This is a genomic window from Cellulomonas sp. P5_C6 (assembly GCF_054049635.1).
In genome coordinates this window covers 1-15,095 of sequence record NZ_JBFULZ010000096.1, presented here as the reverse complement: position 1 = coordinate 15,095, position 15,095 = coordinate 1, and the positions used below count along the sequence as shown (strand labels likewise).

The 15,095-nt window shown below is 72.9% G+C and carries 9 protein-coding genes; 3 read left to right on the top strand and 6 right to left on the bottom strand.

Features of this window, described 5'->3' with window-relative positions; all coding sequences use genetic code 11:
• Positions 1–99: 99 nt before the first annotated feature.
• The 4 genes from ACXJKG_RS12320 to ACXJKG_RS12305 all read right to left on the bottom strand — a co-directional run bounded on the left by ACXJKG_RS12320 (position 100) and on the right by ACXJKG_RS12305 (position 5,759).
• Entirely contained in the window at positions 100–522 is a 423-nt protein-coding gene (locus ACXJKG_RS12320; protein ID WP_456846050.1) for a ChaB family protein, read from the bottom strand.
• Positions 523–563: 41 nt separating this feature from the next.
• Positions 564–1,115: a DUF1269 domain-containing protein gene (locus tag ACXJKG_RS12315; protein WP_456846049.1), complete on the bottom strand. Its 552-nt coding sequence runs from the start codon at positions 1,113–1,115 to the stop codon at positions 564–566.
• 127 nt (positions 1,116–1,242) lie between these two features.
• The gene (locus ACXJKG_RS12310; RefSeq protein WP_456846048.1) at positions 1,243–3,045 is read right to left on the bottom strand and encodes a YhgE/Pip domain-containing protein; all 1,803 of its coding nucleotides are present in this window, start codon (positions 3,043–3,045) and stop codon (positions 1,243–1,245) included.
• Positions 3,045–5,759, bottom strand: coding sequence for an MMPL family transporter (locus ACXJKG_RS12305; RefSeq protein ID WP_456846047.1), 2,715 nt, complete (start codon positions 5,757–5,759; stop codon positions 3,045–3,047). Before ACXJKG_RS12305 ends, ACXJKG_RS12310 begins: the two co-directional genes overlap by 1 nt.
• Positions 5,760–6,001: 242 nt before the next feature.
• Between ACXJKG_RS12305 and ACXJKG_RS12300 the strand changes: the two genes are divergently transcribed.
• The 3 genes from ACXJKG_RS12300 (at position 6,002) to ACXJKG_RS12290 (ending at position 8,059) form a co-directional block, all read left to right on the top strand.
• Positions 6,002–6,622, top strand: a complete 621-nt coding sequence (locus ACXJKG_RS12300; protein ID WP_456846046.1) for a dihydrofolate reductase family protein — start codon at positions 6,002–6,004, stop codon at positions 6,620–6,622.
• 10 nt (positions 6,623–6,632) lie between these two features.
• Positions 6,633–7,724: a DNA glycosylase AlkZ-like family protein gene (locus ACXJKG_RS12295; protein ID WP_456846045.1), complete on the top strand. Its 1,092-nt coding sequence runs from the start codon at positions 6,633–6,635 to the stop codon at positions 7,722–7,724.
• Positions 7,725–7,861: 137 nt separating this feature from the next.
• Positions 7,862–8,059 carry a hypothetical protein gene (locus ACXJKG_RS12290; RefSeq protein ID WP_456846044.1) on the top strand — a complete coding sequence of 66 codons (198 nt, stop codon included), beginning with the start codon at positions 7,862–7,864 and terminating at the stop codon, positions 8,057–8,059.
• Here ACXJKG_RS12290 and ACXJKG_RS12285 read toward each other — a convergent pair.
• The gene (locus ACXJKG_RS12285; protein WP_456846043.1) at positions 8,056–8,940 is read right to left on the bottom strand and encodes a sialate O-acetylesterase; all 885 of its coding nucleotides are present in this window, start codon (positions 8,938–8,940) and stop codon (positions 8,056–8,058) included. The genes ACXJKG_RS12290 and ACXJKG_RS12285 overlap by 4 nt on opposite strands.
• Positions 8,941–9,063: 123 nt before the next feature.
• On the bottom strand, positions 9,064–14,799 hold the full coding sequence (locus tag ACXJKG_RS12280; RefSeq protein WP_456846042.1) for an Ig-like domain repeat protein: 5,736 nt from the start codon (positions 14,797–14,799) through the stop codon (positions 9,064–9,066).
• Positions 14,800–15,095: the final 296 nt, after the last annotated feature.

Here is a 15,095-nt window from a genome sequence, read left to right as displayed (position 1 = left end):
GCCCGCAACCGGCACCGTGCACCAGGACGAGCGGCCGGCCCGCACCCTGGACGTCGACGCAGAGCTGCACGCCGTCGCCGACGTCGACCATGCGCTCCGTCACTGCAGCGCCTGCCGGCTGCGCCGGTCGTTCTCCTTCTCGATCGCCGCGACGAGCTCGTCCTTGCTCATCCGCGAGCGCCCGTCGATCTCGAGCTCCTTCGCGACCTCGTACAGGTGCGCCTTGCCGGCGTTGGCGTCGACGCCACCCGCCGTGGGCGCGGTCGACCCGTAGCCCTCCTCGGAGTGGCGGTCGGACGGTCCGGGCTCCTGCTTCGGCCGCCAGCTGTCGCCRACCTTCTCGTGCGTGTGCTTCAGCGCGGCGAACGCGACACGGTGCGCCCGCTCCTCGTCGCCGTCGTACTGCTCGATCGCCGCGTCGTAGGCGTGCGCGTAGGTGCGCTGCGCCCACTCGTCGGAACGCTGCAGCGTGCTGGGCAGCTCGCTCTGCTTGGCGGCGCCGGATCGGGTTGTCTTGGGCACCCTTCGATGGTCACCCGCCGACCCGGACGCCGCCAGTGCAGCTACTTCGTCTCGGCCTGGATCTCGTCGGCCGCGGCCTTGATCTCCTCGGCCTCGGCCTTGTCGAGCGCCTTCTCGACGATCGCATCCGCCTTGTCCAGCGCCTTGCGGATCTCGACCACGCTCGGGTTGGACACGAGGGCGACGATGCCCGAGTGTCCGGGGGCGATGGCGTCCTGGAGCTCCTCGGTCAGCTCCTTGCGGTGGTGCAGCTCGCGGGCCTTGCCCGTCGCGGCGCCGACCGCGCCCAGCACGGCGGCGCTGCCGATGATGGACGGCGGGAAGATGATGCCCAGCGCGACACCCCCGACGACGCCCCAGCCGAGTCCGCGACGCGTGCTGTGGTCGGTCGCCTTCTGGACCTCGAGGCCGCCGTCGGCGCCGCGCTTGACGACGATGACGCCCTCGATGTCCAGCGTCTTGCCGTCCGCGACCTCCTTGAGGCTCTCGTACGCCCCCCACGCCGTGTCGGTGTCCGCGAAATCGGCCACGAGGAGGGTGTACGCGCCGTCGCTGACAGCGGCGACGACATCGGTGGACTGGTCGTCCGACATGGAGTGCTCCTTCGGTGTGATGTCTGGATTACTGCAATTCGACCGTAACCCAGCGATGGGCTCCGTGGGCGGGCCCCCGCGTGTGAATCTCGGGCGACTGCGCAGGTGGGCGCGGCCTCCGCGCGCGTCAGGCCACCGAACCGGCCAGGTCACGGGCCCGCGAGCGGCGGCGCGCGGCGACACCGGCGAGCACCAGCAGCACGCCCAGGACCCCGAAGAGCACGAGCCCGACGACCGCGGACCGAGCGGTCGCGGTGTCGCCGGTCAACGCGCCCAGCAGTGCCCCGAAGCCGGGCGCCGTCGGCAGCAGGTTCGAGAGACCCGCGACCGTCGGCGGCACCGTCGAGGTCAGCCCGACCGCGAGCGCGACCACCGCGACGAGCACGGCCACGAACCGGCCGACACCGCCGAAGGCAGCGGCGAGCCCCTGGTTCACGACCACGAAGACGAGCCCGACGACCGCGCTCGCGACGACGAACGCCACCCAGGCGGACGCGTCGACCTGCACGGCGAACAGCACGGCGACGGCGGTGACGACACCCTGCAGCGCGCCGATCGCGGCCCCGGGGAGCGCGGCGCGGCGGGTGATCGACACCGAGGTCTCCGCGGTGAGCAGGGCAGCGCCCGGCACGGCCGCCCGGGTCGCCGCGACGACGACGGCGCCGATCCAGAGGGCGATCGCCGCGAAGAACGGGACGGCCTGCATGCCTGGCGCAGGGGTGAGCTGGTCGGCCCGCACGGGCTGGGAGGCGACGGTGGAGAGGATCCCGACGTCGTCGGCGGAGTAGGCGGGGATCTGCGCGACGGCCTGCGTGAGCCCGTCCGACAGCTGCGCGGCGCCGGTGTCCACCTGGTCGGCTCCGGAGGCCAGGCTCTGGCTGCCCGTGTCCAGCGCCTCGGCGCCCCCGACGGCCTGCCCCGCACCGTCGGCGAGCTGCGCGGCACCCGCGGCGGCCGAGTCGATGCCGTCGACCAGCGGCGGCATGCCGGCGGCCAGCGTCTTGTTCCCGGCGGCGACGGCGTCGGCGCCGCCGGCGAGCGTCTCGACCGTCGGCGCCTGCGCCTGCAACCTCTGCAGGGCACCGGTGACGCCGTCGCACGCCGGTCCGGGGCTGGCGCAGACCGTCGCCTGGACGGCGGTGAGCTGKGCGATCGCGTCGTCCAGGCCCGAGGCCACCTCGTCGAGCCCGCCGGCGACCGCGGCGGAGCCCTTGGCCAGCTGGGCGGTCTGGCCCGGCAGGTCCTGCACCCCGGAGTCGAGCTCGGCCAGGCCGTCCGACAGGGCGCCGGCCCCCGCGTCGACGTTCTGCAGACCCGCGGACAGCTGGTCCGCACCTGTGGCCAGCTGCTGGGCACCCCCGGCGAGGGACGCGGCCCCGGCTGCCACCTCGTCCGCCCCGGCAGCCGCCTGGCCGATCTGCTGGTTGAGGGTGCTGTAGCCGGTGAGGAGCTGGTCGAGGTACTGCGCGATCAGCTGCTTGTTCACCGCCGCGACAGCCGCATCGGTGATCGCCTGCGTGAACGCGGGGTCGAGGAGCGCCGACGACGGCGCYGTCGTCACCCGGATGTCGGCCTGCTGCGCGTCCTGCGCCGGGCCGGAGAACGACGTCGCGGACGCCGAGAACGAGGTCGGGATGGTGACGACGGCGACGTAGCGGCCGCCGGCCAGCCCCTCGGCGGCCTCGTCGTCGTTGGTCAGCACCCAGTCGTACCCACCCTGCTCGATCAGGCCGGCGGCGAGCTGGCGGCCGACCGGGAGCGTCTTGCCGTTCAGCGTGACGGGGACGTCGTCGTTGACGATCGCCGCCGTGACGCGGTCGAGGTGCTGCGCCGGCGTGGACAGAGCCCAGGTGAGCAGTCCGGCGATCGCGAGCGGGAGCAGCACCAGACCGACCACCGCGAGCGCGCCGAGGCGGTCGACGGATCGCATCACGGCACCGCCGCGGGCGCCGGGGCGAGCACGAGGGTGTGCACGGCTCGATCGGGCGGCAGGAGGTCGTCGACCACCGCGTCGGCACGGCACGCGACGACCAGCGTGACGGCCCGGTCGGCCACGGCGTCGGCCAGGGCCTGGCGGACGGTGTCGCGGACGTCGGGGTCGGCCGGCCCGTCCGCCCCGTCGACCAGAACCACGGACGCCGGGCCGCGCAGGGCCGCCCGCAGATCCGTCGACCGCATGACGTCCACGTAGGAGGTCCGTCGACGGACCGTGCCGGCCCGCGGCGGCAGCACGAGCCCCGCCACCCGCACGCGCCCCTCGACCACCGGCACGCGTCCGCCCAGCCCGAGGAGGAGCGCGCGCCGCTCGCTCGCCGTGCCGCCCCGCACCACCAGCACGTCCCCGGGCGGGACCAGGACGTCGACGGCCCCGGGCAGKGCGGCGACACGCAGGCCCTCCGCCGCGATCGCCGGCTCCGGTCCCTCGGGCCAGCCGACCAGCGCGAGCTCCTGGGCGAGCCCCTCCCCCTCGACGTCGAAGCGCGGCAGGACGCGGTCCAGCCACGCGGGGATCCACCAGGCCCGGTCACCGAACAGGGCGAGCACGGCGGGGATGAACGTCATCCGGACGACGAAGGCGTCGATGGCCACCCCGACCGCCAGCCCGAACGCGATCGGCTGGATCGAGGCGTCGCCCTCCGGGATGAACGCGGCGAAGACGGCGACCATGATGATCGCCGCGGCGGTGACCACACGGGCGGAGCCGACGAAGCCGTGCTCGATCGCCTGCTCGTGGTCGCCGTGGTGGACGTAGTCCTCCCGCATCCGGCTGACCAGGAAGACCTCGTAGTCCATGGCCAGGCCGAACAGGACGCCCATGAGGATGATCGGCATGAAGCTGATCACCGCGCCGACGGATGCCACGTTGAGCGGCCCCGCCAGCACGCCGTCGACGAACACCAGCGCCGTCAGCCCGAGGGCCGCCAGCAGCGACAGGACGTACCCGAGCGCGGCGGTCACGGGCACGACGACCGACCGGAAGACCATCGCGAGCAGCACCAGCGACAGCCCGACGATGAGCAGGCCGAACGGCAGGAGCGCCTCGGCGAGCTGCGCGGAGATGTCGATGCCGGCCGCGGTGTAGCCGGTCACCGCGAGGTCCACCCCGTACTCCCGCTGGAAGTGGTCGTGCTGGGACCGCAGCTCGCCGACGAGGGCCTTGGTCGCCTCGGAGTCCGGACCGCCCTCGGGGATCACCTGGATCACGCCCGTGTCGCCGTCCTCGTTCGGCGTGGCCAGCGGCACCGAGGCGACCCCGGGCAGCGCGGTGATCTCGGCCGCGACGTCGTTCACCAGGCCGACGGGATCGGTGCTCTGGATGACCAGGCCGGTCACGACGAGGGGCCCGTTGTACCCGGGGCCGAAGTGCTCGGCGACGAGGTCGTAGGTGATCCGGGCGGGTGCGGACTCCTCGAGGGAGCCCGCGTCGGGGAGCGCGAGCCTCAGCACCGTCACGGGGATCGCGGCGACCCCGAGGGTCGCCACGACGACGAGGACCGTCACGATCGGCCGGCGCGTCACCAGCCGCACCCAGCGCAGGGCCGTGCGCGTCCGCGGGCGCGTCTTCGCCTTCTCGGGCTCGTCGTCGTGCTCGGCGGCGGCCACAGCCCCGGGACGGAACGTCTTGGGCGCGACGCGCCAGCCCGCGAAGCCGAGCAGCGCCGGCGTGAGCGTGGTCGACACCAGTACGGCCATCGACACCGCCAGCGCGGCCGCCACGCCCATCGTCGTGAGGAACGGGATGCCCGCCACGCTGAGCCCCAGCAGCGCGATGATCACGGTCGTCGCGGCGAACACGACCGCCGAGCCGGCCGTGGCGACCGCGCGCGACGCCGACTCCTCGGGCTCGAGGCCCTGCTTCAGCTGGTCCTGGTGGCGGGACATGATGAACAGCGCGTAGTCGATGCCGACCGCCAGCCCGAGCATGAGCGCGAGCAGTGGCGTCGTCGACGTGATCGTGTGCGACCGGGTGCCGACGAAGACGATCGCCAGCGAGGCGCCCGCGCCGATGAGCGCCGTCACCAGCGGCATGCCGGCCGCGGCGAACGACGCGAACGTCAGCAGCAGGACCCCGAACGCCACCGCGATGCCGATGAGCTCGGTGACGCCGATGCCCGCGGCGCTCTGCGCGAAGAGCTGACCTCCGACGGCTACCTCGGATCCCGCCGGCAGRGCCTCCTGCAGCGAGGCGCCGGCGTCCTGCAATGCCTGCGCCGTCGACGGCAGGACCGACGTGGTGCCCACCGACAGCTGGATCGGCACCAGGACCGCGGAGTCGTCGGACGCGATGTTCGGGCTCGACGCCGACCCGTACGGACTCGTCGCGCCGGAGACCTGCGGGATCGCGGCGATCGCCGTCACCGCGCTCTCGACGGCGTCCTGGAACTCCGGGGTCGTGACGTCTCCCCCGTCCGGCGCGACCGCGATCAGCTGCGCAGACGTGCCGCTGAACTGCGGGAATGTGCGCGCCAGCGCGTCCAACGCGTCCTGCGACTCGGTCCCGGGGATCCGGTAGGTGTTGTCGGTGCCCGTCCCCAGCAACCCCGCGGCCGCGACCAGCGCCGCGAGCGCCACGATCCACAGCGTCAGCACCAGGCGCCGGGCGCGGAACGCCCATCGGCCAAGAGTGGAGAGCGCGGAGGACATGCGGCCCACTTCGCTGCAGCCCCGGTCGGACTGCCGGCGGCGGTGTCATTCACCGTAGGGCGGTGGACATATCGGGCACAAGGTGCGCACCGGCGCCCGAGATCGCCTCGGAGAGGCCGGTCCCGGCGCCCGCTTCCGTGCTCGTCGGCCGAGCGTCCAGGGTCGCGCGCCCGTCGGAGATGCGATCTGATCGTGTCGAGCGGCCGCGCGCGGGGCGCGGCGCCCGACCCTGGAGGACCCCGATGGCGACGATCGTCTCCACCCTGTTCACCTCGCTCGACGGAGTCGTCGAGATCGACCCCGCGTGGCACTTTCCGTACTTCGACGAGCACATGGGTGCTGCCGTCGGCGAGGACTACGAGGACACGGACGTGCTGCTCATCGGGCGCGTGACCTACGACAGCTTTGCCGGCGCGTGGCCTGACCGGGAGGCGGCCGGGGGCGTCGACGCCACCTTCGCGGCGCAGCTGGGCGACACGCGCAAGCTCGTCGCGACCCGCGGGAGCCAGGACCTCGGCTGGCGCAACGCCGAGGCGCTGCAGGGCGACCTCGTCGACGCGGTGGCCGCGCTCAAGGCCGAGCCGGGCGTCGGCAAGATCCTCGTCCCCGGCTCGATCTCGGTGGTCCGACAGCTGCTGGCCGCCGGCCTGCTCGACGAGCTGCGGCTCCTGGTGCACCCCGTGGCCGCCCGCAGCGGCGAGCGGCTCTTCGACGAGGGCGAACCGATCTACCCGCTCACGCTGCTGCGTTCCGACGTCTTCCCGACGGGCGTCGTCCGCCTGGTCTACGCGCCGAGCGCTCTGCCCGGCGCCGCGGGGTACGAGGAGGCGACCGACAAGCTGCCGGGCGCCGACAACGGCTGACCGTCCACCCGTGACCGTCACCTGGGCGCAGGCGCTCGCCTGGCGGATGCGCCGACAGCTGCTCGACCCGGTGGGCAGCTGCTCGGCCGTGGACGTCGTGCGCACGCTGGGGGCGACCCCGGCGCAGCACGACGCCGCGGCCGAGCTCGCGGTGAACGGCCGGCGCCGACGGTCGCGACCCGGCGACCTCGCGCGGGCCCTGGCGGACGGCGAGCTCCTCACCACGTTCGCCTTCCGCGGCGCCACCCACGTGATGACGCCGCAGGACGCCGGCGCGTACCTCGCGCTGCGGGCAGCCAGCCGGATGTGGGAGCTGCCCAGCTGGCAGGACTTCTACGGTCTGACGCCCGCGGACTGGCCGGCCTTCCGGGAGGCGGCCCGCGAGGCGCTGGCGGACGGACCGCTGACCCACGACGAGCTGGGCGCCGCCCTGACCGCGCACGGTGCGTACCGGCACCTCCGGGAGCGGTTCGCCGACGGCGCGTGGACGCTGCTCAAGCCGCTCGCGTGGCAGGGCGACCTCTGCTTCGGACCGTCCCGCGGCACCGAGGCGACCTTCCAGCGCCTCGACACGAACCCGCGCTGGACCGGGCTGCTCGAGCTCGACGACGCCGGGCGGCACGCGGTCGAGGCCTACGTCCGCGTGTACGGGCCGACCACGCCCGACCGCCTCCAGTACTGGCTGGGCGAGGGCCTGGGTGCCGGACGCAAGCGGATCCGCGCCTGGGTCGACGGGTTCGGCGACCGCCTGGCGACGATCGACGTCGACGGCGCACCCACCCTGGTCCTGCGCGAGGACCTCGAGGACCTCGGCTCGTCGTCACCGACGGCCACCGTGCGCCTGCTCCCCCGGTACGACCAGTGGGTGCTCGGTCCCGGCACCGCCGACCCGCACGTCGTCCCGCCCTCCGTGCGGGGCGTCGTCAGCCGCGGCGCGAACGTCGTGATCGTCGGCGGCGTGGTGAGCGGGACGTGGTCGCGCACCGGCGACGACATCGACGTGACGTGGTTCGCCGACCCGGCTCCCGCCACCCGGGCGGACCTCCGGGACGAGGTCGAGCGCGTCGCCGGCGTGGCCGACACCCCCCTGCGCCTGGTCTGACCCGGCTTCGTCCGTTTTGTCCGCATGGCAAGACCGGGGGTGTGCATCTCCGCGGCCTGCCGCACGATGGCGGCACGACGGCACCGAGGCCGGCGTGGGGCCGGCACCGTCGCCGGACTTGACCTGGGCGGTCGACGATGACGAACCCGCGACTGATCGCGCTGTGGGCGGCGCCCGCTGCGGCCTTCGTGCTGCTCGTCGTGCTCGTGGCCTCGCGCGAGCCCCTGTGGACCTCGTGGCCCGGCGCCGCGATCCGGTTCGGCGGCTTCGCGCTCGCCGCCGCCGCGCTGTACGCCCTGGCCGGCCGCTGGGAGAGTCGCGCCGCGCGCCGCTAGCCCGTCAGCCCCACCCACGCGGCGTACATCCGGCGCCCCTGCTCGCGCTGCCCCATCGCGTCGTAGTGGATGTCGTCGTCCGGCCCGTTGTTCATCGCCGACGGCCCCGGCACGAAGACGGCATCCCCCACGCGGTCCGGCGTCTGTCGGTGCACGGCGTCGATCGCCGCGCGCGCCTTGTTGCCGGCGATCCACTCGGGGACCATCTGCCCGATGACGAGCGGCGCCGGCCCCACGTCCGCACGCAGCCGCGCGACCAACCCGTCGAGCTTCTGGGCGTACTCCTGCGGGGTCAGCACGGCGACGTCGCTCTCACCCTGCACCCAGAGCACGGCGACGAGCCGGTTGCCCGGCGCCTGGTCGAGCGCGCCGCGGAGCTGCGTCACGGCCTCGTCGTAGAGGTTGCGCACCGACCCGTGCAGGTCGGGGTCCCACGTCATCCCCTGCAGCGGTGTGAACCCGGTCCCGTTGACGGCCGCCTGCACCAGCAGCACCTCCCGGTCCTGCCCCGCGACGTACGCGCGGGCGAACGACATCGCCGGGCCGATGCCGGACGCCGTGAACGGCCCGACGAGCGGGTCCACGGCCGGCACGACCGTGTCCATGTCCGGCCCCGACCCGGGCCACTGCCAGATCCGCGGGTCGGGCACGTCCGCCGACGGCTCGTCGGCGCCCTTGCCCCAGCCGAGGGCGTTGGACTGGCCGAGGACCGCGACCACGTCGAACCCGTCCGCCGGCGAGGTGCTGGTCGGGCTCGCCGCCGCCGGCGACGCCACCACCGCCGGGGCCGAGGGCGACGCCGACGGGGTCTCGGACGGCGCCGCGCAGCCGGCGAGCGCGACGAGCAGCACGGTCAGGAGTGCCCGCCGGCCGATGCGCATGCCCGCAGCCTGGCGGGCGGACGGCGTGCGGGCAAACGACCGCGCGCTGCGACGTCACCGTCCGCCGCCGGGCGCACCGGGACGGGAGGAGCAGCTGCTCCCCCGTCCCGGGCCACGCGACGGTTACACGATCCGTTGCGTGAGGTTCCCGCTGGTGCTGCCGTTGAATCCGGCGCTCCCGCCGTAGACGACGGACACGGTGTGCCTGCCCGGGGTCAACGTTCTCGTGGCGAAGGCGGCCTGGCCGCTCGCGTTGAGCACCACCGGTGCGCCGACGGCGGCGCCGTCGATGCGGAACTGCACCGTCCCGGTCGGGATGCCGACCCCCGGCGCGACGGCCGTGACGGTCGCCGTGAGGAGAACCGTCGAGCCCCGCGGTGCGGGGGTGCCGCTCGAGGTGACGACCGACCTGCTCGACGCCTTGTTCACCGTCTGCGTCCGCGCCGCGGACGCGCTGGACCGGACGTTGACGTCCCCGCTGTAGGCCGCCGACACCGTGTGCGTCCCGGGTGCCATGGCGCTGGTGACGAACCGGGCACGCCCGGTCGCATCGAGCGCCACCGGACCGCCGACCAGAGCTCCGTCGACGACGAACTGCACGCTCCCGGTCGCCGCAGCAGGAGTCACCCGAGCTGTGAAGGTGACCGTCTGCCCGAACACCGACGGGGTGCGGCTGCTCGTGACCGCCGTCGACGACGTCGCCTGGTTGACCATCTGGGTCAGCGTCGCGCTGCCGCTGCCGGCGAAGACGGCCGAGCCGCCGTACGTCGCGATGACGGTGTGGCTGCCTCCGGTCAGCGCGGACGTCGCATAGGACGCCCGCCCGGTGGCGCTCAGCGTCACCAGTCCGCCGACGTTGACCCCGTCGACGGTGAACTGCACGGTGCCGGCCGGGATGCCGGTGCCCGTCGTCGGACGGACTGTGGCCGTGAAGGTCACGGCCTGCCCGTAGGTCGACGGCGCGCGGTTGCTGGTCACGACGGTGCTGGTCGCCCGCAAGGCCGAGCCCACGGTCTGGGTGAGCGTCGGGCTCGTGCTGGCCAGGTAGGCCGCGTCACCGCTGTACGCGGCGACGACGGTGTGGGCGCCGACCGTGAGTGCGGTCGTCGCGACAGCTGCCTGCCCACCGACGAGCGCCACCGGGGCGCCCGCCACGCCGTCGATCGTGAGCTGCACGGTCCCGGTCGCCGTCGCCGGGCTGACCGTCGTCGTGAAGACCACGTTGCCGCCGACCGTCGACGGGTTCGCGCTGCTGACGACGACGGTCGCCGTGCCGGTCCTGGCCACGGTCTGCGTCGTGGACGCCGAGCTGGCGAGGAACACCGAGTCACCGGCGTAGTCGACCGTGACCGGGTACACCCCGGCGGGCAGGGCGTTCGTCGTGAACGTCGCCGAGCCGGAGGTGTCCAGGGCCACCGAGGTGCTCGTGCCGTTCACGGTGAACGCGACGTCTCCTGTCGGCGTGCCCGCGGCGAGCAGGCCGCTCACCGTGGCGGTGAACGTGACGTCCTGGCCGACGAACGACGGGTCAGGCGCGTTCAGCACCACCGTCGTGGACCCCGGCTTGGGGACGTCCACCGTGACCGGGCCCGCGTACGCGGACGTGCCGATCGCGTTCACCGCGGCGACGCGGTAGCTGTACGGACCAGGGCCCACAGCGACGTCCGTGTAGCCGGTGGCGTCGGGCGCGAGCGTGGCCAGCACGCTGAACGACCCGGCCCCCACGGCCCGCTCGAGCACGATGCTCGTCGCGTCGGGCGCGTTGTTGGTCCAGCTGACAGCCACCTGTGCGCCGGCCGGCAGTGCCGGAGCCGACTCGACCACGGCGTCGAGGGCGGTCGGTGCCTTCGGCAGGCCCACGACCGTGACCTCGTTGGAGGGCGAGTCCCCGGCCGCGTTCCAGGCGGTGACCCGGTAGGTGTAGGTCGCCGTCGGGTCGGGCGGGTTGTCGGAGTAGGTCGTCGAGTTGGCCGGTGCGTTCGCGACCACCCCGTAGGCCCCCACGACGCCCCCGATGACCTCGGCCCGCTCCACCCGGAAGCCGACCTCCGCGGTTCCCGCGTTGGTCCAGGTCGAGGGCTGCGCGTAGTCGACCGGTGTCCCGTCCGTCCACGCGAGGTCCACGCTGCCTCGGGTGAACGTCAGCACCGGCGCGTCGGGCAACGCCCTGGCCACGTGCACCGAGACCGGCCGCATCATGTCCATCTCCTCATGGCTGAGGATGTGGCAGTGCCACACGTACTCCCACCCGAAGTCGGCGAGCACGTTCTCGATGGGCGCGACGGGGTTGCCGTTGGCGTCGGTGTTGTTGAAGCCCGCCTCGGTCCCGTTGGGGCCGTTGAGAGACCCCTTGGCGCCGATGGGCATCATCGGGTTGAGCGGCCGCACGCTGTCCGGCACCCCGAACGGGAGCGTCGGGACGATCGGCCGCACGGCGACGATCGTGTCCTCGAGCGGGCTGACCCGGACCGTGTCCTTCCATCCCAGCTCGTTCGGATCGGGCGGGATGATGATGTTGTCCCAGGTGACCCTGTTGATCAGCTGCACGTCGTAGAGATGGAAGTGCAGCGGATGGGTGTCCACGCCGTTGTGCGTGATCTTCCAGATCTGGGTGCCGTCCGCGGCCGACGAGATCGGTGTGACGTCGAGGCTGCTGGGCAGACCTGTGGTGTCCAGCAGCTCCGTCGCCGGGTTGACGAACGGGTACAGGATGATGTTCTGCAGCAGCGGGGTCGCCCCCGGCGCCTCCAGGCCCATGTTGGCCGTCATCCGCCCCCACTCGTCGAAGTTGGCCGAGTTCATCTCGTCGTGGATCCCCTTGCCCTGCAGCGGGATCGACAGCTTGGCGCCGGCGAGCGTGTCGAACGTGAACGGGTCGCCGCCCTGCTGGTTGATGCGCGCGAACCCGTCGCACTTCGTGGCCGGGTTCGGCCCGCTGCAGTTGCCGGTGGCCGCGAAGTCGGTCCCGTAGGCGGAGTCGTACGCGTCCTGCCCGACGATCACCGGGTCCGAGCCGGACTCGAAGACACCGGAGCCGTCGGCGTGGTGCGCGAAGGCGGTCACGAGCGCGCCCATGCGGTCGGCCGTGGTGTTCGGCCGGTCGAAGGCGAGCGCCGGCGCGGCGGTCGACACCTTCACCTGCATGATGGTGCGCGTGTTGGGTCCGTACCCGGGCAGCGTGCTCGGGGCACCGGCCGGGGAGAGATCCGGTCCGCCCGTGTAGTAGTCGTAGCCGGGGACACGTGCCGGGAACGCCGCAGGCGCGTCGTTGTACAGGATGAGCGTCTTGCCCCGGTACTGCGAGAAGTCGACGATGACGTCGGCCCGCTCGGCCGGTGCGAGAAGCAGGGAGTGCTGGTCGACGTTCCCGACGTCGAAGCGCGTCGGGTCGGTGATCCAGGTGGTCTCGTGCGCCGGGACGACCACCGGAGCGGGCAGGAAGCCACCCTCGGTGCCGATCTGGACCCAGCTCGGCCCCTTCGGGCTCTTCGCCAGGTCAGGCGTCGGGAAGATCACCGGGTCGGTCTGTGCGGCCTCGAGCTCCGAGGTCTTGAGGGCGACCTCGCTGAGCGTGCCCGTCGTCGGGTCCGCGACATACCAGGAGAGGTTCCAGAAGCGGTCGTTCGACGCGTTCAGGACGCGGTAGCGGTACGACTTCGGGTCGACCGTCGTCGTCGGGTAGGCCGTGCCGTTGACCGTGGGCGTGTCGTTGAAGGCCTCCATGCCCACCGAGACGTTCGGCGTGGACGGGATCTGCGGCGGCTCGCAGAACGGCTGCACGTCGGGGTCGCAGGTCGGGTCGTAGTACGGGTTGTCGATCGGCGGGTACTTGGCGTCCTTCGCCGGCGGCCAGAACCACGGGCCGTACATCCAGCGTCCGAACGAGCTCATGCCCGAGGCGGAGCCGGGGTTCTGCGCGGGCATGTAGACGTGCGGGGCCCAGAGGCTTCCGGTGCCGCCCCACCGGGCGGAGTCCCACGTCGGGTCCTGCTGGGCCATCGTCGCCGCGCTCGGCACGAAGGTCTTGTCCTCGACGACGAGGGGCGTCCCGATGCCCAACCCGTCGAGCGCGCCTCCGGGAGCGATCAGGCTCTGCTCCATGGGGTCGGTGATCAGGTAGGCCGAGGCCTCCCCCGCGTACACGTTGAGGCGTGTGATGCCCCAGGAGTGGTCGTGGTAGAACATCAGCCGCGCACTCTGCTGGTTCGTGTAGAAGAACGTCTGCGCGCCGGGACCCGGGTCGGGCATGTCGGGGACGTTGCTCACGCTGACGCCCGTCGGGTACGCCGTGTCCTCGCCGGCGGGCGTCACCCACTGGTGCGGGGTGCCGTCACTGATCCACGGCGTGATGCCACCGTGCAGGTGCAGGGTCGCCCGGTTCTCGGAGAAGCACGTCCGAGGCTTGGGGGTCTCGCCGCACATGGGGTTGCGCACGCCGTCCGTCACGGTGCCCTCGTCGGCGRCCATGTCCACGGGCACACCGTCCGCGTCCAGCGTCATCATGTCGGGTCCGGCCCCGGACCCCATGAGCGACGTGTCGACGGGCAGGAACAGGTCTCCTGCGACGCCCGTCGGGAGCAGGTTGCGGAACAGGATCCGGACGGGCTTGTCCTTCGTCGCGACGATCGTCGGGCCGAGGTAGTGCGGGTTGTCGACGCCGGTGAACCCGGTGATCGGCGTGTCGGCGACGGTCGGGTCGAGGTTGGCGTTGCTCAGCGCGACCTGGTGGCCGGGCACGACGCTCGTCGAGAGCTGCACGTAGCCCCGCAGGAGCGTCGCCGGGAGGTCACGGTGGAACTTCATGCGGTACTGGACCACCGCGATCTCGTAGTAGTCCGTGCCGGGGTAGGTGGTGGTGTCAGGGACGGCGACCGGGATGTACTGCCCGAGGTCGTTCGCACCCTCCGGACCCAGACCGGGCAACGTGTCGACGAACTTCTTCAGCCCGGGCGTCAGGTAGCCGGCGCCGGGGGTCGTGACGGTGATGCCCGTGACGGCGCCCTTGACCGCGACGGTCGCCGTGGCGCTCGCCCCCTTGTCGGCGGTTCCCACCGTGTCGGTGATCGCGACCGCGGGCGCGGAGTCGTATCCCTCGCCGCCCGTCGTCACGTCGATCCGGCCGATCCCGATCGTCGCCTCGGCAGCCGCCGCCGTCGCGTTGACCTGGTTGGCGTCGAGGATCGTGACCGTCGGCGCCGTGGTGTACCCGGAGCCGGCATCGATGACGTCGATCGCGGTGACCACGCCGTTCGCGTCCATGGTCGCCGTCGCCGTCGGGGTCGTGCCGCCGGGCAGGTCGGGCAGGGTGAACTGCACGATCGGCTGGATCGTGTAGCCGCTGCCGGGGTCGGTGAGGGTGATGTTGTCGACGCCGCCGCTCGCGACTGCTGCGGCCTCGAGACCCGGCGTGGGGTTGCCGCCGGTCAGGGTGACGACCGGGGCGGTGAACCCGAACCCGGCCTCGTCGACGGCGATGCTCGTGATCACGCCCAGCGAGATCGCCGCCGTGGCGGCGGCGGTGGAGGTCGGTGTGACGCCCGCCGCGGTGATCGAGACGTCGGGCGCCGCCGTGTAGCCGCTGCCGGGCTGGGTGACGGTGATCGCGTCGATGGCACCGGTCTTGGAGTTGACGGTGGCCGATGCCTCGGCCCCGGCGCCGCCGCCGCTGCTGAGGGTCACCACCGCATCCGCGAGCGCCTGGGGGCTGTTCGCCCAGTTGGGGTACGGCCCGAAGTAGTGCGGCACCTTCGTCTCGTCCGTCGTGCTGGTCGGCGCTGTCGCGACGAGCGGGCCGGCGGCCGCAGCGGCCACCGGCCCTGACATCATCAGGGCGACGACTGCGCCGACGAGCGCCGCCACCGTCCTTCCTGCCGGCCCGAAGGTGCCCCGTTGCACTGTGCCCGTTGATGACCTCATGACGTCCTCGCCAGTCTCGGATCGCCGCGCGGCTGGTTGCCGCGCGGTGCGGATCTGGCTTCTAGGTATTCACCTACGCAAATCGGGACACTAGGGACAAAAGTCCTGTGAGCCCCCTGTGGGAGGTCTGTACCCGTGGGCGCAGGTCAGTCGCCGGGCGCGCGTCGGCTCCCGTGCTCGGCCAGGGCACACGCCGACCGTCGCCCGGGCCACCCACGTGGCTCGTGCCGGTCGGCTTC

What these genes read in the sequence shown, in the direction of transcription:
- ACXJKG_RS12285 (WP_456846043.1), bottom strand. Translation starts at nt 8,940, where the DNA reads ATGCGCATCGGCCGGCGGGCACTCCTGACCGTGCTGCTCGTCGCGCTC.
- ACXJKG_RS12315 (WP_456846049.1), bottom strand. Translation starts at nt 1,115, where the DNA reads ATGTCGGACGACCAGTCCACCGATGTCGTCGCCGCTGTCAGCGACGGC.
- ACXJKG_RS12290 (WP_456846044.1), top strand. Translation starts at nt 7,862, where the DNA reads ATGACGAACCCGCGACTGATCGCGCTGTGGGCGGCGCCCGCTGCGGCC.
- ACXJKG_RS12300 (WP_456846046.1), top strand. Translation starts at nt 6,002, where the DNA reads ATGGCGACGATCGTCTCCACCCTGTTCACCTCGCTCGACGGAGTCGTC.